General features: G+C 49.3%; 25 protein-coding genes. 7 read left to right on the top strand and 18 right to left on the bottom strand.

All coding sequences use genetic code 11. From position 1 onward, the window contains the following. Entirely contained in the window at positions 1-762 is a 762-nt protein-coding gene (locus tag EDF88_RS01990) for a siderophore-interacting protein (RefSeq protein ID WP_208326117.1), read from the bottom strand. A gap of 303 nt (positions 763-1,065) precedes the next feature. Here EDF88_RS01990 and EDF88_RS01985 point away from each other — a divergent pair, with 303 nt between their 5' ends. After that, positions 1,066-1,281 carry a DUF465 domain-containing protein gene (locus EDF88_RS01985; RefSeq protein WP_064518993.1) on the top strand — a complete coding sequence of 72 codons (216 nt, stop codon included), beginning with the start codon at positions 1,066-1,068 and terminating at the stop codon, positions 1,279-1,281. Positions 1,282-1,324: 43 nt separating this feature from the next. On the opposite strand, the gene yqfB is transcribed toward EDF88_RS01985, so the two are convergent. Together yqfB and EDF88_RS01975 are read right to left on the bottom strand one after the other, a co-directional pair. Beyond that, a complete protein-coding gene (yqfB, locus tag EDF88_RS01980) occupies positions 1,325-1,639 on the bottom strand; it encodes a N(4)-acetylcytidine aminohydrolase (RefSeq protein ID WP_134182523.1) in 315 nt (104 codons plus the stop codon). A 68-nt stretch (positions 1,640-1,707) separates the two neighbouring features. Continuing rightward, positions 1,708-1,881: a GhoT/OrtT family toxin gene (locus tag EDF88_RS01975; RefSeq protein WP_134182521.1), complete on the bottom strand. Its 174-nt coding sequence runs from the start codon at positions 1,879-1,881 to the stop codon at positions 1,708-1,710. Positions 1,882-2,047: 166 nt separating this feature from the next. On the opposite strand from EDF88_RS01975, the gene EDF88_RS01970 reads away from it, so the two are divergent. The 3 genes from EDF88_RS01970 (at position 2,048) to EDF88_RS01960 (ending at position 3,892) form a co-directional block, all read left to right on the top strand. After that, positions 2,048-2,236, top strand: coding sequence for a YegP family protein (locus EDF88_RS01970; protein ID WP_064519000.1), 189 nt, complete (start codon positions 2,048-2,050; stop codon positions 2,234-2,236). 188 nt (positions 2,237-2,424) lie between these two features. Next, positions 2,425-2,751 carry a DUF3302 domain-containing protein gene (locus EDF88_RS01965; protein WP_064519002.1) on the top strand — a complete coding sequence of 109 codons (327 nt, stop codon included), beginning with the start codon at positions 2,425-2,427 and terminating at the stop codon, positions 2,749-2,751. A 4-nt stretch (positions 2,752-2,755) separates the two neighbouring features. Beyond that, positions 2,756-3,892: an HlyD family secretion protein gene (locus EDF88_RS01960; RefSeq protein ID WP_134182520.1), complete on the top strand. Its 1,137-nt coding sequence runs from the start codon at positions 2,756-2,758 to the stop codon at positions 3,890-3,892. 44 nt (positions 3,893-3,936) lie between these two features. Here EDF88_RS01960 and patD read toward each other — a convergent pair whose 3' ends face one another. Genes patD through ydcS form a run of 5 tightly spaced genes read right to left on the bottom strand, consistent with a single transcriptional unit; the run spans position 3,937 to position 9,307 of the window. Then, complete coding sequence (gene patD, locus EDF88_RS01955; RefSeq protein ID WP_134182518.1) at positions 3,937-5,361, bottom strand: aminobutyraldehyde dehydrogenase; 1,425 nt, start codon at positions 5,359-5,361, stop codon at positions 3,937-3,939. A gap of 19 nt (positions 5,362-5,380) precedes the next feature. Beyond that, positions 5,381-6,187 carry an ABC transporter permease gene (locus EDF88_RS01950; RefSeq protein ID WP_134182516.1) on the bottom strand — a complete coding sequence of 269 codons (807 nt, stop codon included), beginning with the start codon at positions 6,185-6,187 and terminating at the stop codon, positions 5,381-5,383. Next, entirely contained in the window at positions 6,177-7,121 is a 945-nt protein-coding gene (locus EDF88_RS01945) for an ABC transporter permease (RefSeq protein WP_064519009.1), read from the bottom strand. Before EDF88_RS01945 ends, EDF88_RS01950 begins: the two co-directional genes overlap by 11 nt. 1 nt (position 7,122) lies before the next feature. After that, positions 7,123-8,148 carry an ABC transporter ATP-binding protein gene (locus tag EDF88_RS01940; RefSeq protein WP_134182514.1) on the bottom strand — a complete coding sequence of 342 codons (1,026 nt, stop codon included), beginning with the start codon at positions 8,146-8,148 and terminating at the stop codon, positions 7,123-7,125. Between the two features lie 13 nt (positions 8,149-8,161). Beyond that, positions 8,162-9,307 carry a putative ABC transporter substrate-binding protein YdcS gene (gene ydcS, locus EDF88_RS01935; RefSeq protein WP_134182512.1) on the bottom strand — a complete coding sequence of 382 codons (1,146 nt, stop codon included), beginning with the start codon at positions 9,305-9,307 and terminating at the stop codon, positions 8,162-8,164. A gap of 435 nt (positions 9,308-9,742) precedes the next feature. Between ydcS and EDF88_RS01930 the strand changes: the two genes are divergently transcribed. Beyond that, the gene (locus EDF88_RS01930) at positions 9,743-10,171 is read left to right on the top strand and encodes a TOBE domain-containing protein (RefSeq protein ID WP_134182510.1); all 429 of its coding nucleotides are present in this window, start codon (positions 9,743-9,745) and stop codon (positions 10,169-10,171) included. 38 nt (positions 10,172-10,209) lie between these two features. Here the strand turns inward: EDF88_RS01930 and benD are convergent, their stop codons facing one another. The 7 genes from benD to EDF88_RS01895 form a co-directional block, all read right to left on the bottom strand. Further along, a complete protein-coding gene (gene benD / locus EDF88_RS01925) occupies positions 10,210-10,983 on the bottom strand; it encodes a benzoate diol dehydrogenase BenD (protein ID WP_134182508.1) in 774 nt (257 codons plus the stop codon). A 9-nt stretch (positions 10,984-10,992) separates the two neighbouring features. Then, a complete protein-coding gene (benC, locus tag EDF88_RS01920; protein ID WP_134182506.1) occupies positions 10,993-12,021 on the bottom strand; it encodes a benzoate 1,2-dioxygenase electron transfer component BenC in 1,029 nt (342 codons plus the stop codon). Between the two features lie 14 nt (positions 12,022-12,035). Further along, a complete protein-coding gene (gene benB / locus EDF88_RS01915) occupies positions 12,036-12,524 on the bottom strand; it encodes a benzoate 1,2-dioxygenase small subunit (RefSeq protein WP_064519021.1) in 489 nt (162 codons plus the stop codon). Continuing rightward, positions 12,521-13,906, bottom strand: a complete 1,386-nt coding sequence (locus tag EDF88_RS01910; protein ID WP_064519023.1) for a Rieske 2Fe-2S domain-containing protein — start codon at positions 13,904-13,906, stop codon at positions 12,521-12,523. The genes benB and EDF88_RS01910 overlap by 4 nt, the downstream gene beginning before the upstream one ends. An 88-nt stretch (positions 13,907-13,994) precedes the next feature. Then, positions 13,995-14,921, bottom strand: coding sequence for a catechol 1,2-dioxygenase (gene catA, locus EDF88_RS01905; protein ID WP_134182504.1), 927 nt, complete (start codon positions 14,919-14,921; stop codon positions 13,995-13,997). Between the two features lie 77 nt (positions 14,922-14,998). Beyond that, positions 14,999-15,289 (bottom strand): muconolactone Delta-isomerase, encoded by a 291-nt coding sequence (gene catC / locus EDF88_RS01900; protein ID WP_064519027.1) that lies wholly within the window; start codon positions 15,287-15,289, stop codon positions 14,999-15,001. 10 nt (positions 15,290-15,299) lie between these two features. Continuing rightward, positions 15,300-16,418 carry a muconate cycloisomerase family protein gene (locus tag EDF88_RS01895; RefSeq protein ID WP_134182502.1) on the bottom strand — a complete coding sequence of 373 codons (1,119 nt, stop codon included), beginning with the start codon at positions 16,416-16,418 and terminating at the stop codon, positions 15,300-15,302. Between the two features lie 313 nt (positions 16,419-16,731). Here EDF88_RS01895 and EDF88_RS01890 point away from each other — a divergent pair, with 313 nt between their 5' ends. Beyond that, on the top strand, positions 16,732-17,523 hold the full coding sequence (locus EDF88_RS01890) for an IclR family transcriptional regulator C-terminal domain-containing protein (protein WP_134183222.1): 792 nt from the start codon (positions 16,732-16,734) through the stop codon (positions 17,521-17,523). On the opposite strand, the gene EDF88_RS01885 is transcribed toward EDF88_RS01890, so the two are convergent. The 3 genes from EDF88_RS01885 to EDF88_RS01875 form a co-directional block, all read right to left on the bottom strand. Continuing rightward, positions 17,515-18,045 carry a GNAT family N-acetyltransferase gene (locus EDF88_RS01885; protein WP_134182500.1) on the bottom strand — a complete coding sequence of 177 codons (531 nt, stop codon included), beginning with the start codon at positions 18,043-18,045 and terminating at the stop codon, positions 17,515-17,517. The genes EDF88_RS01890 and EDF88_RS01885 overlap by 9 nt on opposite strands. A 2-nt stretch (positions 18,046-18,047) precedes the next feature. Continuing rightward, entirely contained in the window at positions 18,048-19,460 is a 1,413-nt protein-coding gene (locus EDF88_RS01880; protein ID WP_134182498.1) for a PLP-dependent aminotransferase family protein, read from the bottom strand. A 137-nt stretch (positions 19,461-19,597) separates the two neighbouring features. Then, positions 19,598-20,302, bottom strand: a complete 705-nt coding sequence (locus EDF88_RS01875) for an alpha/beta hydrolase (protein WP_134182496.1) — start codon at positions 20,300-20,302, stop codon at positions 19,598-19,600. Positions 20,303-20,579: 277 nt separating this feature from the next. Here EDF88_RS01875 and EDF88_RS01870 point away from each other — a divergent pair, with 277 nt between their 5' ends. Further along, positions 20,580-21,011 carry an antitoxin HicB gene (locus tag EDF88_RS01870; RefSeq protein WP_064519037.1) on the top strand — a complete coding sequence of 144 codons (432 nt, stop codon included), beginning with the start codon at positions 20,580-20,582 and terminating at the stop codon, positions 21,009-21,011. Positions 21,012-21,400: the final 389 nt, after the last annotated feature.

The raw sequence follows: 21,400 nt of genomic DNA, 5'->3' as shown, positions 1-21,400 counted from the left end.
TTATTTGTTATGCCAGTAAGCGACAGCGCGGACGTAATCGGCATCCAGTCCACGGCTTTCCAGAAGCTCATCGCTCAGTTGTTTCACATCGTGCCCTTCGCCGGTAATCCAGACGAAATAGTCAGTCTCCGGGAATTCAAGGGTACGGAGGTTGCTTGCGATGGATGCGGTATCAAGCCACTCAATGCGCGCATGTTCAAACTCGCTGAGATATTCGTGAGTTTGTGCATGGTGACTATTGACCAGCACGACAGGTGAAATGTGTTCGGGTAAGGAGAGCAAGCGGCGACGGACTGCGGGTAAACCACTTTCATCGCAAATATAGAGTTGGAATGCGTAATCAGTTGGGATCACGAGCGACCCTCTTGGCCCGCCGATAAGCAATGTATCGCCCACTGCGGCGTTATCAGCCCACGAACTTGCCACACCGCCGTCGTGAATATAGAAATCCAACGTCAATTCGTTACGTGCGGCATCAAAGGACAAAGGCGTGTAATCGCGTGAAATTGGTCGCAGCCCTTCGCCCCAGACAATACCATCGTCGGTAACTGATGGGCGCGCAAAGTCGCCGTTTTCAGGCGGGAAGAAGACTTTTACATGGTCATCAAACCCCTGTGAAGAAAAGCCAACCAGGTCGGGGCTGGTAAAAACAATACGGTGGAAGCAGCCAGCGACCGTTTGTTTGCTTTTAACGGTTAATTCACGGAATTTAAGCTCGTTTTTTACGCGCTTAGGAAGTTTAGGTTTGGTTTGTATGGTCATCGGTTTCTCATTATTCATTGTGTAAGATATATCATAGATATGTTTTAGCACATGAACATGAGATTGTCGTTATCAATTTTTGCGATTATACAAGCCGCATTCCGCTGAAAGTTTAATCAATTTAACTGACTCGTCTCACGGGTCGCAAATTGACAAACCCTTACCAAGCGGCGCTTTCAATTTGCTTTAAGTGGTGCATACACTGGGGTTGGCAGTGACTGCCAGCAAATTCCATTCACCCACCCTCTACCCAAATAATTCGCAATTGAAGCATGACGGGTAGAACAGTCCAGGAGGTTCGCAATGTTTCCTGAGTACCGTGAATTGATCAACGAACTAAAATCCGCTAACCCACGTTTCCTCAGCTTGTTTGACAAGCACAATCAACTCGACGATGAGATTTTACGCCAGGGGGGACCAAAAGGGACGGGATACAACGAAAAGGTCGTGCAGATGAAAAAAGAGAAGCTGCGGCTAAAAGATGAGTTGTATCAGATGTTGAAGAAAGCCAGTCATTAGGTTCGTTGTCAGGAAGGGGCGATCCCCTTCCTGTTTTTGTGCACTAGGCTTTGGTGACACGCGTAAATACAATCGCGTAAAGCTCATTCAGGCCCGGATAAATTTCAGCAATCACTTCCTTGAGCTCAGGCAGCGTCATATTTTCCTGCCTTGCATGCTCATCGGTCAGTTGGTCAAGAGCCACTGGCGTCACACTGACCACTTCAATAGTGCAAAAATAAACATCATCTTCATAACGCCCAACGCGCAGTTGTTGGCCTGCGGTGAAGTGCGATTCAGATGCATCACGCAATGTGATTGTTTTGCGCCCGGCGACGATATCGTTCTCGAAACGCTGGAAAAAAGTTATGTCATTCATGGAATACCTATTTGGCTAAACCCAACATCATTCGAGTTGTAGTGATTCGGTTTGAATTATGACGGGTTTTAGAACAAAGAAAACATCAAAGCCACCGGAAAGCTCATCGGCCAGGTTGCTCCCACCAGCACAGAACTTAATAGTTTAATTCGTTTGGTATCGCGAGCCAAAAACCAGGTGACAAAAGCAGTGATTAACGACATTGCAGCGTAAAAAACCAGCATATATTGATAAAAAGTCATTTTTATAATGGGTAGTTTGAAAAATTTCCCACAAAATATGCTCTTTTTTATGACTCAGATCAAGTTTTTGCCCCCATCAAACTCCCATGACCGTCTCGCTTGTTGATTGCACTATATTTAAGTTATCCCACAGGCATTGGGCCTTGGGTATCTGCGGAGATCTTCTATGGGACACTATGTTTTAAAGAAATCAACGAAAGCGACAGCTGAGCCATTTTATTTCGTGTTAAAAGCGTCAAACGGGCAAGTTATTGCACAAAGCGAAATGTACTCATCAAAAGCGGCGGCCCATAAAGGGATTGAATCCGTTCAAAAAAATGCCTCATCGACGGATATACGCGACGAAACTGAGTAATTAACAAAAGAAAAAAGGATGACGCCAGCTTTCATTATTACGACTTTTTCAGGAAAGAAAATACCGGCGTTATCCTGCTCATTTGGGTGGTAATTAATTATTCCGGGTAAATTTTTATTGATTCATAAACCCTGAGTTAGATAACGACTATCTTTAGTAAAAACGGCCGTTTCTCAAACGAGGTCACTATGTTCCTCAACTATTTCGCGCTGGGTGTTTTGATCGTTGTCTTTCTCATTATTTTTTATGGGATTATTATTCTTCACGACATTCCTTACCTGATAGCCAAAGCCCGTAACCACCCTCACGCCGATGCGATTCACGTCGCCGGGTGGGTCAGTTTATTTACCCTTCATGTTATATGGCCATTCTTATGGATTTGGGCAACGCTCTACCGCCCTGAACGGGGCTGGGGCATGCAACAAGATGCCGACGCAACACTGGCTTCGTTACAGCAACGCGTAAGCGAACTGGAACAGAAACTGGATAACAACAAAATAACTCCATCGGAGTAATATCATGGATCTGCTCATTATCCTGACGTATGTGGCATTTGCGTGGGCCGTATTTAAGATTTTTAAAATACCGGTAAATAAATGGACCGTGCCAACCGCTGCCTTAGGTGGGGTGTTTTTAATTGGCGCACTTATTTTATTAATGAACTACAACCATCCATATACTTACTTAGCGCAAAAAGCGGTTATTTCTATTCCACTTACTCCACAAGTAACGGGAATTGTCAGTGAAGTGACCGATAAACAAAACATGATGATTAAAAAAGGTGAAGTACTATTTAAAATAGAACCTACGCGCTATCAAGCTCGAGTCGACAGGTTGCAAGCTGATTTAATGACGGCAATTCACAGTACTCAGTCACTCAAATCACAACTTGACGCCGCCGTGGCCAACACGACCCGTGTCACCGCCGAACGCGACAGACTATATAAGGACTACCAACGTTATCTTCAGGGCAGTAAAGCCCGTGTGAATCCCTTCTCTGAAAGCGATATTGATAACGCACGGCAAAACTACCTCGCACAAGATGCGCTGGTAAAAGGCTCAGTTGCTGAACAGTCACAAATCAGAAGCCAGTTAGACAGCATGGTGAATGGCGAACAATCACAAATTGTCAGCCTGCGCGCCCAACTTGCCGAAGCCAAATATAACCTCAACCAAACCGTTATTCGTGCCCCCAGCGATGGTTATGTCACGCAAGTTCTGATACGTCCGGGAACCTATGCAGCCGCCCTGCCGTTACGTCCGGTGATGGTGTTTATCCCGCAACAAAAACGCCAGATTATTGCCCAGTTCAGGCAGAACTCTCTGTTACGTCTGGAGGCGGGTGATCAAGCCGAAGTGGTGTTCAATGCGCTACCGGGGCAGGTTTTCCAGGGTAAGCTGACAACGGTTTTGCCCGTGGTTCCGGGGGGTTCTTATCAGGCTCAGGGGACTTTGCAGTCTCTGACGTTAACCCCAGGGAGTGATGGCGTACTGGCGGTGATTGAGCTCGCGCCTGATGCACAAGTGGATGCCTTACCCGACGGTATTTTTGCACAAGTTGCCGTCTATTCCGACCACTTTACCCATGTGTCTGTTATGCGTAAGGTTTTGCTGCGTATGACCAGTTGGATGCACTATTTGTATCTGGATCATTAAGTTGCAAAATAATCACCACCTCTCCCTGAGGTGGTGAGATAACGCTAGTGCTTAATCATTACATGCCGAATAACGGTGTAATCCTCAAGCCCGAATAACGACATATCCTTGCCGTAACCCGAAAGTTTTTGCCCACCGTGTGGCATTTCGCTAACCAGCATGAAATGAGTGTTCACCCAGGTACAGCCGTATTGCAGACGAGCACTCAGGCGATGTGCGCGACCGACATCTTTTGTCCAGACTGAAGACGCCAGCCCGTAGCTCGAATCGTTCGCCCAGCCAAGCACCTGCTCCTCATCATCAAAGCTCGTGATGCTGACCACCGGGCCGAACACCTCTTTTTGCACGATGTCATCTTCCTGCTTCGCACCAGCAAGTAGCGTTGGCTGGAAGTAATATCCCGGCCCTTCTACTTTCGCCCCGCCCGTCACCACTTTTACGTGTGCCAGCGCTTTGGCGGCATTCACCGCAAGGCTTACGCGCTCGAGATGAGCGGCAGAACTTAGCGGCCCAAGCTCGGTGGATTCATCGTCTGGCGCACCATATTTCAGGCTGCTGACCGCTTCCCCCAGTTTTTCCACCAGTTTGTCGTAAATACCCTTCTGGGCGTAAATACGGCACGCGGCCGTACAGTCTTGCCCGGCGTTGTAATAGCCGAAGGTACGCACACCTTCAACCACAGCGTCTAAATCCGCATCATCAAAGACAATTACCGGCGCTTTGCCGCCCAGTTCCATATGGGTGCGCTTAATTGAAGGTGCGGTGTGGCTGATGATGTGTTCGCCAGTGGCAATTGAGCCGGTTAAGGAAACCATGCGTACTTTCGGGTGACCGGTCAGCACATCACCCACCGTTTGCCCGCGTCCGAACAGCACATTCAATACGCCAGCCGGGAAAATATCTTTTGCCAATTCAGCGAGTTTAAAAGCGGTAAGCGGTGTGATTTCGGATGGTTTGATCACCAAGCAATTACCCGCGGCGAGTGCCGGGCCGAGTTTCCAGGCCGCCATCATTAACGGGTAATTCCACGGTGCGATAGATGCCACCACGCCCACAGGGTCACGGCGAATCATCGATGTATGGCCGCTGAGATATTCCCCCGCCGCCAAACCATTCAAACAGCGGCTTGCACCGGCAAAGAAGCGGAACACATCCACCACCGCCGGGATCTCATCATTCAACACACAGTGATAAGGTTTGCCGCAGTTTTGCGATTCCAGACGGGCAAACACTTCGCCATTTTGCTCGATAACATCTGCCAGTTTTAACAGATGTTCCGCGCGCTCTTTTGGCGTGGTTTGCCCCCAGGTAGCAAAAGCAATATCTGCAGCCAGGACTGCATCGTTTACCTGATCCGCAGTGGCTTCCGCTACCTCCAGCAGAACCTCACCGGTTGCCGGGTTATACACCGGCAACTTTTCCCCAAGGCCTTGCACTAACTGGCCGTTTATTAATAGCTGGCTTTGCATAGTGATACCCTTTTCAACATTATTTACCGCTGCCCGCGACTTCATCTCCACCACGGCTCAGCCAGTACGCCCCTAAAATCGGAATGGTTGTCATCAACATCACCATCAGTGCCACCACATTCGTGACCGGAACTTCGCGTGGGCGCCCTAATTGATTGAGCAGCCACAGCGGTAATGTGCGTTCATGTCCGGCGGTAAAGGTTGTGACGATAATTTCATCAAACGACAGCGCAAACGCCAACATGCCTCCGGCGAGTAATGCAGACCCCAAATTAGGCAAAATCACATAGCGGAAGGTCTGCCAGCCGTCGGCGCCAAGATCCATCGACGCCTCAATCAAGCTGTAAGAGGTGCGACGAAAACGAGCGATGACGTTGTTAAACACAATAACGACGCAAAACGTTGCGTGCCCCACCACAATGGTGAAAAAGCCCGGTTCAAAATTCATCATTTTGAAGGCGGTTAACAGCGCAAGCCCCGTGATAATTCCCGGCAAAGCAATCGGTAACAGCAGCAATAACGAGATGGCATTTTTGCCGAAGAATTCCCTCCGCCACAGTGCTGCAGCCGCCAGTGTGCCAAGGATCAAAGCAAGTATAGTTGCCAGTGAGGCAATTTTAAGTGACAACGTCACAGCATCCAGAATGTCACTGCGCGATGCCGCCACGCTGAACCAGTGCAGCGTCAGCCCTTTTGGCGGGAAGCTAAATGCCGCCTCTTCGGTGTTAAACGCGTAAAGAGCGATTATCAGCAGCGGGAAATGCAGGAAGATGACCCCACCCCAGGCGGCAATTTTTAGCAGTAATGGTGCGCGTTCAGAGTGCATCGAAGGCCCCCAATCGTTTCACCAGTGAAAGATAAATAGCGATCAGTACAATCGGCACCAGGGTAAACGCAGCCGCCATCGGCATATTGCCTATCGCGCCTTGCTGGGAATAGACCATATTGCCGATGAAATACCCCGGCGGCCCCACCAACTGCGGCACAATAAAATCACCCAGCGTAAGCGAAAACGTGAACACCGATCCCGCCGCTACACCAGGAATGGCCAGAGGCAAAATCACATGGCGGAAGGTTTGCGATGGGCGCGCGCCCAAATCAGCAGATGCCTGTAATAACGACGGAGGCAGGCGCTCAAGTGCCGCCTGAATCGGCAAAATCATGAACGGCAGCCAGATGTAGAGAAACACCAGGAAGCGCCCAAAACCGGATGTGGAGAGCGTATTGCCACCCACCGCTGGAATGGTGAGCATCAGGTTTAATAGCGGCTCCAGCCCCATATGGTTAAGGAACCATTGCGCTACGCCATCACGGGAAAGTAACAGCGTCCAGGCGTAAGCCTTAACGATGTAACTGGCCCACATTGGCAGCATCACAGCGATATAGAAAAACGCCTTCAACTTGCCGGTGGTGTAGCGCGCCATAAAGTACGCCATCGGAAACGCCAGCACTGCGCTGCCGAGCGTCACCGCAATCGCCATCGTCAGGGTGCGCAGAATAATGTCGTAGTTAGCCGGGTTAAACAGGGCCGCAATATTGGCAAATGTCAGGTCAGGCGTGACCGACATGGTGAAATCATCGAAGGTATAAAACCCCTGCCACAGTAGCGTGAGTAACGAACCAAGATAGACAACACCGAACCATAACAGCGGTGGCAGGAGCAATAAGGCCAACCAGAATCCAGGGCGCTGCCACAAAAATGTGGCAATGCGCCGCATCAGGCGGTTGTCAGGATGCGATGTGGGGAGGCTCATATCCATTTCATCCTTCCCCCAACAGCGGAACCATCGCCGCGCGAGGCCAGACTGCGGTGACCTGCTGGCCAATTTGATAGCGCTCTACGCTGATAATCCGCTGCGGGTTCGCTTCACTGACCAGCAGTTTTTCGCCGTCGGCAAGGCGCAGTTCAAGTCGCGTCGCCGCCCCTTGATAATGGATCTCCTGAATCATGCCGCTAACGCTGATTCCGCCGCTTTGGCCAGAATGATCGTTGAGAATAATATGCTCAGGGCGTAGAGAAAATAGCCCCTCCTCACCGCACACTTTCCCGGCAAGAGCCGGTTGTAACACGTTTGAAGTACCGACAAAACTGGCCACAAATGCGGTACGCGGCTGCATATACAATTGGCGCGGCGTATCCACTTGCTCGATACGCCCGTTATTGAACACCGCAACGCGGTCAGACATCGACAGCGCCTCACTTTGGTCGTGGGTGACGAAAATAAAGGTGATGCCCAGCTCGCGCTGGAGTTTTTTCAGCTCGCCCTGCATCTGCTCGCGCAGTTTAAGATCCAGTGCCCCCAGCGGCTCATCCAGTAACAACACACGTGGGCGATTCACCAGCGCGCGAGCCAGTGCCACACGCTGGCGCTGGCCGCCGGAAAGTTGCGAAGGTTTACGGGCGTGAACAAAACCCAGGGCGACTCGCTCGAGCGCTTCCTGCGCTTTGGCAAGGCGTGTTTTTTTATCAATCCCCTTTACCATCAAGCCATATGCGACGTTTTCCAGCACGGTCATATGGGGGAATAAGGCGTAATCCTGGAAGACGGTATTCACATCGCGTTGATAAGGCGGCACGTCTTGTGCCGGTTTGCCAAAAATAGCTATCTCGCCGGAAGTCACCTGTTCAAAACCGGCAATCAGCCTTAAACAGGTGGTTTTGCCCGAGCCAGAAGGCCCGAGCATGGAGAAAAACTCCCCGTCATCAATATCAATTGAAACGTTATCTACGGCGCGAACATCACCATAAAGGCGCGAGACGTTTCTGAACTGCACAGCGTACGACATAACTCCTCCAGGCTTAGCGGCCACCCATAATGGCGATATAATCCTGGGTCCAGCGACTGTACGGCACGAATTTACCGCCTTCGGCGACCGGAGTTTTCCAGAACACAATTTTATCGAAGTAGTTGTAGCCATTGGTTTCACAGCCTTTGTCACCCAGAAGCGTACTGGCTTTACAGCCTTCCGCTACCGCTGGCAGTGAGCCAAACCACGCAGCCACGTCCCCCTGGACTTTCGCTTTTAGCGAGTGGTCCATCCATTTGTAGGCGCAGTTCATATGTTTCGCATCAGCATGCAGCATGGTGGTATCTGCCCAACCGGTGACGCCCTCTTTCGGGAATACGGTGGCAATCGGCTGGCCTTCGCCTTTTAGGGCATTCGCCTGATATGGCCAGGCGCTGGAAGCGACCACGCCTTCGTTTTTGAAATCGCTCATCTGAACGGTTGTGTCATGCCAGTAACGGTGAATCAGACCGTGTTGGTCACGCAGCACTTTTAGCACTGCGGCATATTGTTCTTCGGTGAGCTGGTACGGGTCGGTAATGCCCAGTTGTGGCTGTGTGGCTTTCACAAATAACGCGGCATCGGCGATGTAAATTGGCCCATCGTAGGCCTGCACACGGCCCTGGTTAGTTTTACCATCCGGCAAATCTTGTTTGACGAACACCACGCTCCAGCTGTCAGGCGGTGTTGGGAAAGTTTTAGTGTTGTACATCAGCAGGTTCGGCCCCCACTGATACGGCGTGCCGTAAACTTTATCGCCCACGTTAAACCAGGAGCCTTTCACCAGCCGTGGATCGACGTTTTTCCAGTTTGGGATCAGCGCAGTGTTAATTGGCTGCACGCGCTTGCCCATAATCAGGCGCAAGGATGCATCGCCCGAAGCGGTGACGAGGTCATAACCACCTTTCGCCATTAAACTGACCATTTCGTCAGAGGTCGCGGCGGTTTTCACATTCACCTTACAACCGGTCTCTTTTTCAAAATCAGTAACCCAGTTGTACGCTTTGTCGGTATCACCGCGTTCGATATAACCCGGCCAGGCGATAATATCGAGCTGCCCTTCACCGGCACCTATTTTGTCTGGAAGCCCCGCCGCCTGTGCAGAAAGCACGGTCAAACAGAGGGCGGAAAGAGACCATATAGCCTGTTTTGTTCGCATTGCTGCTACTCCTGTCTGAAAGATAAAGGCGGCACGCTCAAACAATCAGTGCCGAAGTCCAAAAAAATCCCCGTACAAAAACAATAGTCTGCGTAAATATGGCAAGCACAGGGCTGCAAGGAAATTTCACCAGGATGTGATAGACAGCGCAGTAAAGCGCGTACCTGAAATTTTTCCTGCGGTAAGATAACTGGATGATTTTTAAAGTGTAGATAAGGTGTAAGCGAGGCTGCTAATCTGCGCTATCAATTTTCGCATTTATTGAAATTTCATATGGATGGTGAAGAGAAATGCAGGTTGCTCAGGTTCACGACGCTCGATGGGCTGGTGACGGATTTACAAGACTGTAATTGCAACCCTGAATATCCAGCTGATTGAGATAACTTCCTAATGCTCTACGCTTAGAATAACTGTTAATCATTAAAAGGAGAGAAAATGACTATTTCCGCACGTAACCAACTCACTGGCACGGTTAGCCATATCGCGGATGGCGCGATTAATGACGAAGTAGAACTTACGCTAAATAGCGGTGGCAAGCTGGTGGCAGTTGTGACTCGCTCCAGCCGGGAAGCATTAGGATTAAATCCAGGTAAAGAGGCCGTAGCACTGATCAAAGCACCATGGGTGATGTTGGCTACAGAAGACTGCGGTTTCCAGTTTTCTGCGCGTAATCAGTTCCCAGGTTCTGTACTTTCCCTGCTGCGTGGCGCAGTTAATACCACGGTAAATATTGCAACCGATGGTGGTACAGAGTTAACAGCGGTGGTAACCAACGAAGCCGCAGATGAAATGGCGCTGAAAAATGGCAGCCGTTTAATTGCGCTGATCAAAGCCTCTTCCGTGCTATTGGCCGTGAAGAAATAAAACCAGGGCCGGCTAACCGGCCTCTTTTCTTTTAAACGCTAACCTAAATCACCACCGCCGACTGGCAAGATAGTTCCCGTGATGTAGCTTGCCTCGTCACTTGCCAGAAATAAAATTGCATTGGCCTGCTCAGCAAGCGAACCATAACGATGCATAAGGCTGCTCTCTTTGGTTTGGTCTACTACCTGCTGATACCATTCTTGCTCCTGTGGACTTGGCTGCTCCTGGTTACGTGGAGTCAGGCGCGCGGGCGCATCTGTACCACCTGGTGCCGTGGCATTAATACGGATGCCGCTTCCGGAATATTCCATCGCCAACGATTGCGTTAACGCATTGACCCCACCTTTGGCGGCGGAATATGGCACGCGGTTAACTCCACGGGTTGCCACAGAAGAAACATTCACAATCGCACCGCGTTGTTGGGTGAGCATAAAAGGTAAGACGGCGCGACATCCCCACAGCGTAGGAAATAACGAGCGTCGGATTTCAGCTTCAATTTGCTCAGCCTGATACTCAGCAAAAGGGCGAGCCCAAATAGTCCCGCCAACGTTATTAACCAGCACGTCAATTACGCCGAAGTGCAGATGCGCTTCACTCATCGCCTTTTCAGTGCTCTGCCATTGTTCAAGGTCAGCCTCAATGGCCAGCACTTCGCGACCTTGTTGACGCAAGTTTTGCGCAAGTTCGTGAACGTAGCGAGCACGGTCAATCAAAACCAGTCGCGCGCCCTCTTTAGCGGCTTGTTCAGCAACCTGGCGACCAATGCCCTGGGCCGCCCCGGTAATCACCATTACTTTGTTATGAAATCGCATTATGGCTCCTTAGGCAGCCGCGCTGTCCGTTGCATTCTGGCTGGGAGTGAATTTTTCGTAATGAAAATTCGCCGGGGTTATTTGGCGCTCGCGGAAACTGCGTAAAACCGCATCAACCATCGGTGGTGGCCCGCACAGATACACATCCACCTCACCCTGGTTAAGCAACTCTTCACTGAAGTGATCGGTGACATAGCCTTTTTGTGGGCAGGCGGATGCCTCATCTGTGACTACCGGCAGCCAGGTCAAATTTGGCAAGCGAGCCGCCAGTTCGTTAAGTACCTCGACCATCACCAGATCGGTATCTTTCGTCACACCATAAAGCAGCGTAATCGGCTGTTCGGCGGGAGTTTTCGCCAACTGCCTGAGCATCGCAAGAAACGGTGCTAGCCCCGTACCACCGGCCAACATCAAAATCGGACGTAACACCGGGCGCAGATAAAAACTACCCATAGGGCCCGTTAGCGTTAATACATCCCCTGCTTTCGCATGCTGCCCAAGCCAGGTGCTCATCATGCCGCCGGGAACATTGCGAATCAGAAAGCTTGCCTGCGTATCACCAGGTAGCGAACTAAACGAATAGGCGCGTACCTGCGTCCCACCAGGGATCTGGATATTGACGTACTGCCCAGGCAGGAAGTCGACTCCCTTGTCCAGGGCAATGACCAATTCTATAGCGCTGGGCGTCAGTGCCTCACTGCGCATTACCGTGCCTTCGAAACTGCCGATGCCTGTTTTGCAGGCCGCCGCGGGGACAGGCACATCAATCACACAATCAGAGTCGGGCACCATCTGGCAAGTTAGTACCAGGCGTTGTTGTGCTTCATCTTCACTGAGCGCGTCCTCAAGAAAATCTTCACCGAGGTTGTACTCTCCGCTCGCACAGTGGCACTTACAGGTGCCGCATACGCCATCAGAGCAATCCATCGGTAAATTCACTTTCTGGCGATAGGCCGCATCCAGCACCTTTTCACCCACATTGCAGGAAATAAAACGTGTGACCCCATCTTCAAAGTTGAGGGCGATGTTAAAGCTCATGGCATTACCTCTTCTCAGACGTGATAGATGTCGATCACTTGACGGATGTAATCGTTATTCAGATGAATAGTTTTGCGGGTGATTTGCGGGCGACTTTCGCTCAAATCCAGGGTGCAATATGTGGTGCCAAAGAAATAACCACTCTGCTGATAGCGGTGGCTATGGGTCACCCAGTTGTAGCGCACATCAACGCTGTTACCGCTTTGGCCGACAACAGCGATATTTGACAGCATATGCGTCGTCCGTGGCTCGGGTGTACTGGCACCGGAACGCTCCGTTTTAATGCGATATACGCGGTCTTCCAGACCCTGGCGGTTTGGGTAAAAAATCAGTGAAATTTGGCTATAGGGATCGGTGGTGAGTTGATCGTCATCACCCCAGGCTGGCATCCAGTACACCACTTTCGGGCTGTAGCAACTGATCCATTCATCCCATTGACGATCGTCTAACAGACTCGCTTCATAATAGAGAAACTGGCTGATAGCGTTGATATCCAGACTCATGGCGTCACCTCCACACGTTGGGTAATGGAGGCATCGTAACTGCGCTGCTCTTTTTCAATCGCCGCCAGCATGGTTTGCTGCCAGTGATGGTGGTGCGCGATGTACAACGCTTCGTCTTCGGAACGTACGCCACTCATTTGCGGTACAAACCCTGCTTTTTGGGCATGTTCATCTGGCCCATAAACCCAATGCTGTGCTCCACGGCTCAGGTCGCTCCATTCAAGATTTTGCCCCAAATATCCATTCTGGCAGGCACGGAACTCTTCCAAATCATCCGGCGTGCCCATACCGCTGACATTGAAGAAATCTTCGTACTGGCGAATGCGTGTGGCTCGTGTTTCAGGGGCTTCGCCTTTAGGTGCGAAGCAATAGATTGTGACTTCGGTTTTATCCACCGCCAGAGGGCGGATTACACGGATTTGAGTGGAGAACTGATCCATCAGATAAACATTCGGGTACAGGCATAGATTGCGCGTTTCATTCACCATTTGATCGGCTCGCAACTCACCGAACTGGGCAGTCAAACGTTCACGCTCGGCAAATACCGGGCGTACCTGCGGGTTAAGTGCGCGCGTCCAGAGCAGCATGTGCCCATGTTCAAAACCATAGCCACCACCAATGCTTTTCGACCAGCCATTGGCGTCCACCGCCTGAGTCCCCTCTTCTTCATAATTACGGCGCGACATCGTCGAGGCGTAATTCCAGTGGACGACACTGACGTGATAGCCATCGGCCCCATTCTCAGCACCCAGTTTCCAATTACCCTCGTAAATGTAACTCGATGCACCTTGTAGAACTTCGAGGCCATCAGGTGCTTGATCCACTATCAGATCGATGATTTTTAGAGTTTCACCGAGATAATCATTAAGCGGCATCACATCGTCTGAAAGGCTGCCAAACAGGAAGCCGCGATATGACTCAAAGCGCGGTAACTTTTTAAGATCGTGGGAGCCGTGTTGCTTAAAGTTTTCTGGGTAGCCGCCCACACTTTCGTCTTTAGCTTTTAGTAATTTACCGTTATTGCTAAACGTCCAGCCGTGGAATGGGCAGGTGAACGAGCTTTTATTACCCGCTTTACGGCGGCATAACATGGCACCACGATGAGCACAGCTATTAATTAAACCGTGCAATTCATTCTTTTTATCACGTGTAATAATTATTGGCTGTCTACCAAGGGTTAACGTGAAATAATCGCCTGGCTCAGGAATTTGGCTTTCGTGTGCCAGATAGACCCAACTCCCTTCAAATATATGCTTCATTTCGAGTTCAAATAGCTGCTCGTCAATAAAGATATTTCTGTTGTAGCGATAAATGTCATTTTCACGATCAACAATTAACGCGTTACCGATCTTTTTCTTTAATAAATTCAGTTTATTTTGCATAGCTTAATCTCCCGTTGGGGATCTTTTATTTCGCGATGTAATGTATGGCCTGAGGTGAAAGCGGTGCCAGCTTGCGCTGGCACTCTTATTATTCTTTGGCGCGCAGGCGAGCGATACGGGACTCTTCTTCCGGTGAATGAGAAACGCAAAGTGTGAAATCAAAATTCACTTCGGTATGCGGGCCATTTAAGCCACGCGTTTTAATGGTCTGCGCATCGGTCACTTCTACCGGATCGGCAATTAATCCTTCACGGGTTGCAAAGGCAAAATCTTCCCACAGATATTTATCACCACTGAGATTAATCTGGCTGGTGAGATGTTTATGGCCTGGCGCGGAAACAAAGAAATGAATATGCGCTGGGCGATTTCCGTGACGACCTAACCCATTCAATAGATGTTGTGTCGGGCCGTTCGGTGGGCAACCGTAGCCTGACGGCACAATACTTTGCACGCTGTAACGCCCATCACTATCGGTTTTAATGCGGCGGCGCAGGTTGTATTCGCTCTGACTTGAGTCGAAGAAGGAGTAGTTACCCAGCGTATTGGCGTGCCAGATATCAACAACGGCATTTGCCACCGGGTTGCCTTTCGTGTCTCGCACAGTTCCGAAAAGCCACATGGTTTTACCATCGTCCTTCCCGTCATCCATGCGATCATGGCCCTGAGAAAGTGGCGCATTAGCAACATACAGCGGGCCTTCAATAGTACGTGGTGTGCCGGTTTCAATCTCGGCTGCTGCATCCAGAGCATCCTGGCGTAAATCCAGGTAGTGCTCAATGCCAAGGCCTGCGGCTAATAATGCCGCCTCTTTGCTGCCACCCAGTTCGTGCAGGTAATTAACTGCGTGCCAGAACTCTTCTTCGGTGACATTAAAATCATCAATCAATGCACAAATATTTTCTAACATGCGATGAATAATATTCTTAAAACGCTCATCGCCCTCCGTACTATTTAAACCGGCGCTCTCTCTTAATAATGCTTGTACTTCTGGTTGGTTAATGAAGTTCTTTGTCATAATAATTGTCTCATTGCTTATTTGTAGGGAGCCATACCCTGAAAAAGAGCATGGCTAAGATAGATTATTATTGTTGTTTACTTATCGTCGTTACGAATTGATGATGGATGGCGACACAAAGCGTCTACTTGAATATCCATGTAAGGGTATAGCGGTAACCCCATTAATATTTCATGCAGTTCATCAGCATCTTTGACATCAAAAATACTGATATTTGAATACAGCCCGGCAACGCGCCAAATATGTCGCCACTTACCTTCTTGCTGTAAGGCTTGTGAATAGGCCTTTTCTTTAGCTTTAATTTCTGTAGCTGTTGCTACCGGCATATCTAGCGGAATATTTACCGTCATTTCAACTTTAAATAACATGTCATTCTCCTCAATCCTTGCGGTGATAATAGTTGAGCTTATCTTCATCAATTGTCACGCCAAGCCCTGGAGTCTGAGGCAATTCGACGGAACTATTGGCAAAATGCAGCGGGTTCTCAACGATGTCATCTTTCAGTAATAATGGGCCGAACATTTCAGTCCCCCACTGCAATGGCAGCGTTGACCAGGCATGTAAGGAGGCAACTGTTCCGATAGTACCTTCCAGCATCGTCCCGCCGTACAAACCGATTCCCGCAGCCTGAGCCACATGGGCCAGTTGCAAAACACTTGCCGGGCCACCTGATTTAGCAATTTTCAACGCGTACGCGCCAATAAAACCACGACGAGCAATATCAAAACCGTCCTCGCGGCTGGCAACCGCTTCGTCGGCAAGGATAGCAGCCCGGCAATGCTGGCTAAGATGCACCAGTGCTTCACGGTTTTGTGCAGCCACCGGCTGTTCAATCAGATCAATGCCCATTGCATCAAGCTCAGCGCAACCGCGCACGGCGGTGCTGGTATCCCACGCCTGGTTCACATCAACACGAATGCTGGCACGATCGCCAAGTGCGACCACAATGGCGCGGGTGTGTTGCATATCGGTGCGAAAATCTCGTGCACCAATTTTAAGTTTGAAGGCGTTATGCCGCCCTTCTTCCAGCAGTTTTTCACCTTCAGCAATGTCTTTGCTGGTGTCGCCACTGGCCAGCGTCCATAACACCGGAAGTTTCGTGGTGAGTGCGCCACCCAACAGCGAACTTACCGGCAGACCAAGCGCTTTTCCCTGCGCATCGAGCAGTGCGGTTTCAATAGCTGATTTAGCGAAGGTATTGCCACGTACGCACTTGTTCATCAGCGCCACAAGTGCATTCACATTATCTGCTGCCTGCCCGATGATCAGTGGCGCAAGGTAGGTATCAATTGCCGATTTAATAGCTTCCGGGCTTTCTACGCCGTAACTCAGGCCGCCAATGGTTGTCGCTTCGCCAATACCGACAATACCGTCTGAGCGAGTCAGACGAAGGATAACCAAAGTCTGGCATCCCATGGTGGTCATGGAGAGTTTGTGTGGCCGGATGGTCGGCAGGTCAACAATCACGGTGTCGAGTTGTTCGATAGTGGCGCTCATATCTCTTCCCTTGGGCACTTTTAATCAGATAGTTATCACCCATCGGTTGCGGTTGAATAGCCCCTGCAAACTTAACGGTGTTTTCTGACAATAGGAGTTCACTCGACCTGGCGTCAACGGCGGTAATCGAATTTATGTGCGATTATCGACGCGTTTCGGTTATTCACCGTTAATTTGTGATCCCAGTGGAATATTCTTCATATTGATTGATTCACGATTGTCGCTAAGCAGCAGTTAGCGCATTCTGAAGAACATTCTGACGCGACCGTGGGACATTTAAATGGCAGGCAGCAATCCTGATAACATTGAAGTTATGGCGAGCGAAAATGAAGAAATTCAATCTGTTGCAAAACGCGACCCTAATTTTATGCTCTCTCTGGCTCGTGGCCTGGAAGTGCTTAACGCTTTTACCCCCCAGCGCCAGCGTTTGACTATTTCGCAACTGAGTCAGAAAACCCATATTTCACGCGCTGCTGTACGCCGTTGCCTGTATACCCTTGCGACACTGGGTATGGTGCATAGCCCTGATGGGCGCAGCTATGAATTACTGCCGCGAGTACTGACCGTTGGGCATGCTTATCTGGCGGGTACGCCGCTGGCAAAAGCTGCGCAAATATCGCTGGATAATCTGAGTAAAAGTCTGAGCCAATCTTGCTCGGTCGCCACACTTGATGGGGATGACGTGCTGTATATCGCACGCACGGCAGTCAATAACCTGGTGAGCATCGATATTGGCCGGGGAAGTCGCCTGCCTGCATGGGCCACATCAATGGGCCGCGTACTGTTAAGCGCATTGCCGGAGGTAGAACTTGAAGCATGGCTGGGACGGGCAAAACTTATCCGCTACACCCAATACTCGATTACGACAATTACACAATTGCGCGAAGAAATTGCGCTAGTGCGCCGCCAGGGGTACGCCATTAACGACCAGCAACTTGAAATTGGCCTGCGGTCTGTGGCGGTGCCCATGCTGGCACGCGGCGGGAAAGTCGTGGCGGCGATGAATGTAGGTGTTCCTGCTGCAGAACTTACCGTGGCCGATCTTCGTGCGCAAATATTGCCGCCGTTACGTCGTGCTGCAGCAGAGTTATCGATGTCACTTTAGGTTGGCAATCCGGTAAACAACATGTCGCCGTAAGGGATGCCCTTCCTCCAGAAGAGGATGATCAAACTCCTCACCGCGCTGCATACCGATTTTTTCCATCACGCGCTGCGAAGGGACATTATCCAGCGCGGTAAATGCCACAATTTCTTTCATCCCAAACTGTTCAAAGCCGACTTCCAATGCTTTACGCGCCGCTTCCGGTGCATAGCCCTTGCCCCAGAACACGTTATCGAGCCGCCAGCCAATTTCAATAACCGGTGAAAAAGGTAGCTCATAGCCAGGAATATTTAGCCCCACAAAACCTATAAATACCCCGCTACTTTTCTCCTCCACAGCCCAAAAACCCCAGCCGTTCTGCGCTATTAGTTGTTCGATAGCCTTGGCCATACCGTCACTTTCTTCACGCGTACGTGTCTTAGGAAAGTGACGCATCACTTCAGGATTAGCGTTTAGCGCGGCAAACGGCTCGCGGTCACTCTGTTTCCATTGCCGTAGAATCAGGCGTTCGGTGTGGTACTCCATGGCTACTCCTTAATTTGATTTCTGATGAGATTCGCTAATGTCTGCACTGCGTGTTGTTCGCGCTCACCTAAAGCCCATGAAGCATTCAGGCGAAAATAGTTATGCCACGCGCCCCCGGTGGTAAACATTTTGCCCGGCGCGATACTGATTTTATGGGCAATTGCCTGCTCACTGAGCACGCTGGCATCCATGTAATCTGGCAGCTCAACCCAGACGAAATAGCCACTTTCAGTGTGATGGATTTTTACTTCCGCCGGGAAAAGCTGATGTAGCGCCTGCAAGGTTTGCTGTTTACGCTCAGCCAGAACGCGCCGCAGCTTTCGTAAGTGCGTGTCGTAACGCTTGGTCGCCAGATAATCGACCAGAGCCAACTGCATCGGCGAGCTTGTAGAAAGTGTGCTCATTAGCTGAAGTTGCTGAATACGACGCGCATGTTTTCCTGCCGCCACCCAACCAATACGAAATCCCGCCACCAGGCATTTTGAAAATGACGAACAATGCAGCGTAATACCCTGCGTATCGTATGCACGTGCCGGTAATGGGCGTTCGCGTCCGTAATAGAGCTCGCTATATACGTCATCTTCGATGAGCGTCACATTGTGTTGTTGCAACAATTCAACCAGTTGCTGCTTCTTTTTTGGTGACAACGTCACGCCAAGCGGGTTCTGGGCGTTGGTCATTAACCAACAGGCTTTTACTGGATAATCGTTGAGCGCCTGTTTCAGAGCCACCAGATCGATACCGTTTTGCGGATCGGTCGCCACAGACAGAGCCTTTAAACGCAAGCGTTCCAGCGCCTGTAACGCACCGTAAAAACAGGGGTTTTCAACAATCACCCAATCGCCCGGTTCGGTCACCGCTTGCAGGCTGAGATTTAGCGCTTCTAACGCGCCGGCGGTGATGACAATTTCATCCGGCGACACCTGCATTCCCTGTTGGGCATAACGTCGTGCAACTGCGTGGCGCAGCGCTTCGTTACCCGGCGGCAGATTTTCAATAACGCTCATCGCTGTTGCCGTTTTACTGACGGTAGCAAGCGAGCGGTTAAGTTGTTGCAGCGGGAATAAACGTGGGTCGGGGAACGCGGATCCGAATGGCACTATGGTTGAGTCACCACTGGCCTGCAACACATCAAAAATGTAGGTATTAATATCTACCGCTTCATCACGCGTCACTTTTACAGGAGCTATCGCACTCCGTGTTGCCGGGCGAGAGGCCACGTAATAGCCAGATTGCGGCCGAGCGACAATTACCCCCTGACTTTCAAGCGTCTGATAGGCATGGCTAACTGTCATAAAACTCATGCCGCTTAGTGCGACTTGCTCGCGCAGCGACGGCAACTTATCCCCTGGTAACCATGCACCAAGAGCAATTTGATCGATAATCTGCTGCGCAAGTTGCTGGTATTTTTTCATTTTTTGGCAGTACCGTTTCTATATCAGTTAACTAAAAATACGCCAATTTAAACAACTGTTATAGTCAAATAAAGCTTTTCATCTGCAACGGTTCATGAGCAACGCATTGTCATTTTTTGACTGGCAGCTTTTTATATTTATTTAGATAAACAGGTTTCAAAAGCAGAACGGGTTTTTTCATATAAATCAGGTGAAAGCATTAAGCTGTCCCATATGCTGTTATGACCTGCCCCCGGAATAATCAGAAGATCTTTTTTGGCAGCATTCGATGCAGAATTCGCCAGCTTTTGGGGTATTTCAGAAGGAATGATCGCGTCATTCTGTGCCGCAACAACAAGCAAGTTACCCGTGAATCTAGCTGCAATATCCCATGCATCTGTGGCTTCCCAGCTTCGATGTTTGCGAATGATTTGTGAAAAATCAGGACCAAATTTGACCTTGTAAGCGGACTTTGCGTAAACACCTGGAACCATGAGAATCAAGGATCGCAGTTGAACAACAGTGCTCAAATGCAGTGCATTATAGGCCCCCATGCTTACACCCATACATCCTGACAAAGGATGATTCAGATGGGCAATGACAGCTTCTGCTTGTCTGGTACGACTGAAAAGAGAAGATTCATATAAATCCCCTCCAGTCTCTCCGTGACCGATGAAGTCAAAAACAGTCGTTCCATAGCCTAACTCTTGTAAAAGAAGGCGATATTTAGAGAAGACCTTACGATCTTTACCTCCTCCATGAAGCATTAAAATATGCCCGTTACAACCTGGTGTCGTCTCAGCGATTATTGTTTTACCGTGAAATGGCACATGGAAAGAGTCGTTCAAAGCTCCGTCGGTCATTGCGTTACCATATTGTTATATAAGGTCAGTTATTCATTTTTACTGTGATGCAGTGGTTTATTCAACAAAACAATCAACCATATATAGCTCCGAGCTATATAGGATCAATTCAAGTATTATTGGTAACGAAAATCTTCGAGTGATGACAAAAAACATCGATACATAAAGAGGTCGTTCTGGATTATCGTTGTTTTGAAAAAATAAAAGACAACATTTTTGTTATGTTTAAAATCTTATATGTTACTGTGCATGCATCACCAGAAACAAGGCCAAGTAAATGTTTAAATTTTCGGTAACAGCAGCTTTAAATGAAGATACTGATGAGTACGAAATACGTTCTCGTGACTTTGATAGTTTGCACTCAGTCGCTTTTAGTGAGGATGATATTGAGCTGGAGGCCAGAGATGCTATCACCATGATGATTGGCGAGTTAATTGATTCACGCATACCGGTGCCAACGCCATCCGCAACGATGGAAGGCGAATTAGTCATTCACCTTCCTGTGCTTACATGCCTGAAGGCAACTCTTCACAACGCGATGATTAATACCGGTACAAGAAAGGCTGACCTTGCAAGAAAACTTAATCAGAAAGGCCCGCAGATTGACAGGCTTTTGGATGTCAGCCACGCATCGAAAGTAGAAACTCTGGAACAGGCCTTATATCTAATAGGGTATGAAGTTTCAGTGTCTGTCTCAAAAGTCGCATAAAAGAAATAGAAACCATTAGCCGCTACAATTTGTTTGTGGCTAATATTTTAATTTCAAATCATATTCTTATGGGCTATTAGCAGTGTCCTTGCATGATTAACCTCTCACTAATATCCTTATTATTTACAAGCCAATTGAACAGTGTTACTTCGCGCATAAATATTAAATAAACTTAACAATTAAGGTGTATTCAATTGTGGATTTTCAGTTTCTGAATTACACATAAATGGTGTGTACATAAAAAAGATATATATTGCTGTGTTTGAATTCATCCCGGTAATTGCGGAGTCGCATGGCCGGGATTTTTTTATCGTTAACCTTTTAGACCGCACGATGAAGGATGGGCATTTATTACGGTGTGATTGGTATACAGTTTGGAAGGAATTCTG

It is taken from the genome of Buttiauxella sp. BIGb0552 (genome assembly GCF_004366275.1).
GTDB lineage: Bacteria > Pseudomonadota > Gammaproteobacteria > Enterobacterales > Enterobacteriaceae > Buttiauxella > Buttiauxella gaviniae.
The sequence above is the reverse complement of the archived record's forward strand: the minus strand, read 5'-3'. Positions and strand labels throughout refer to the sequence as shown.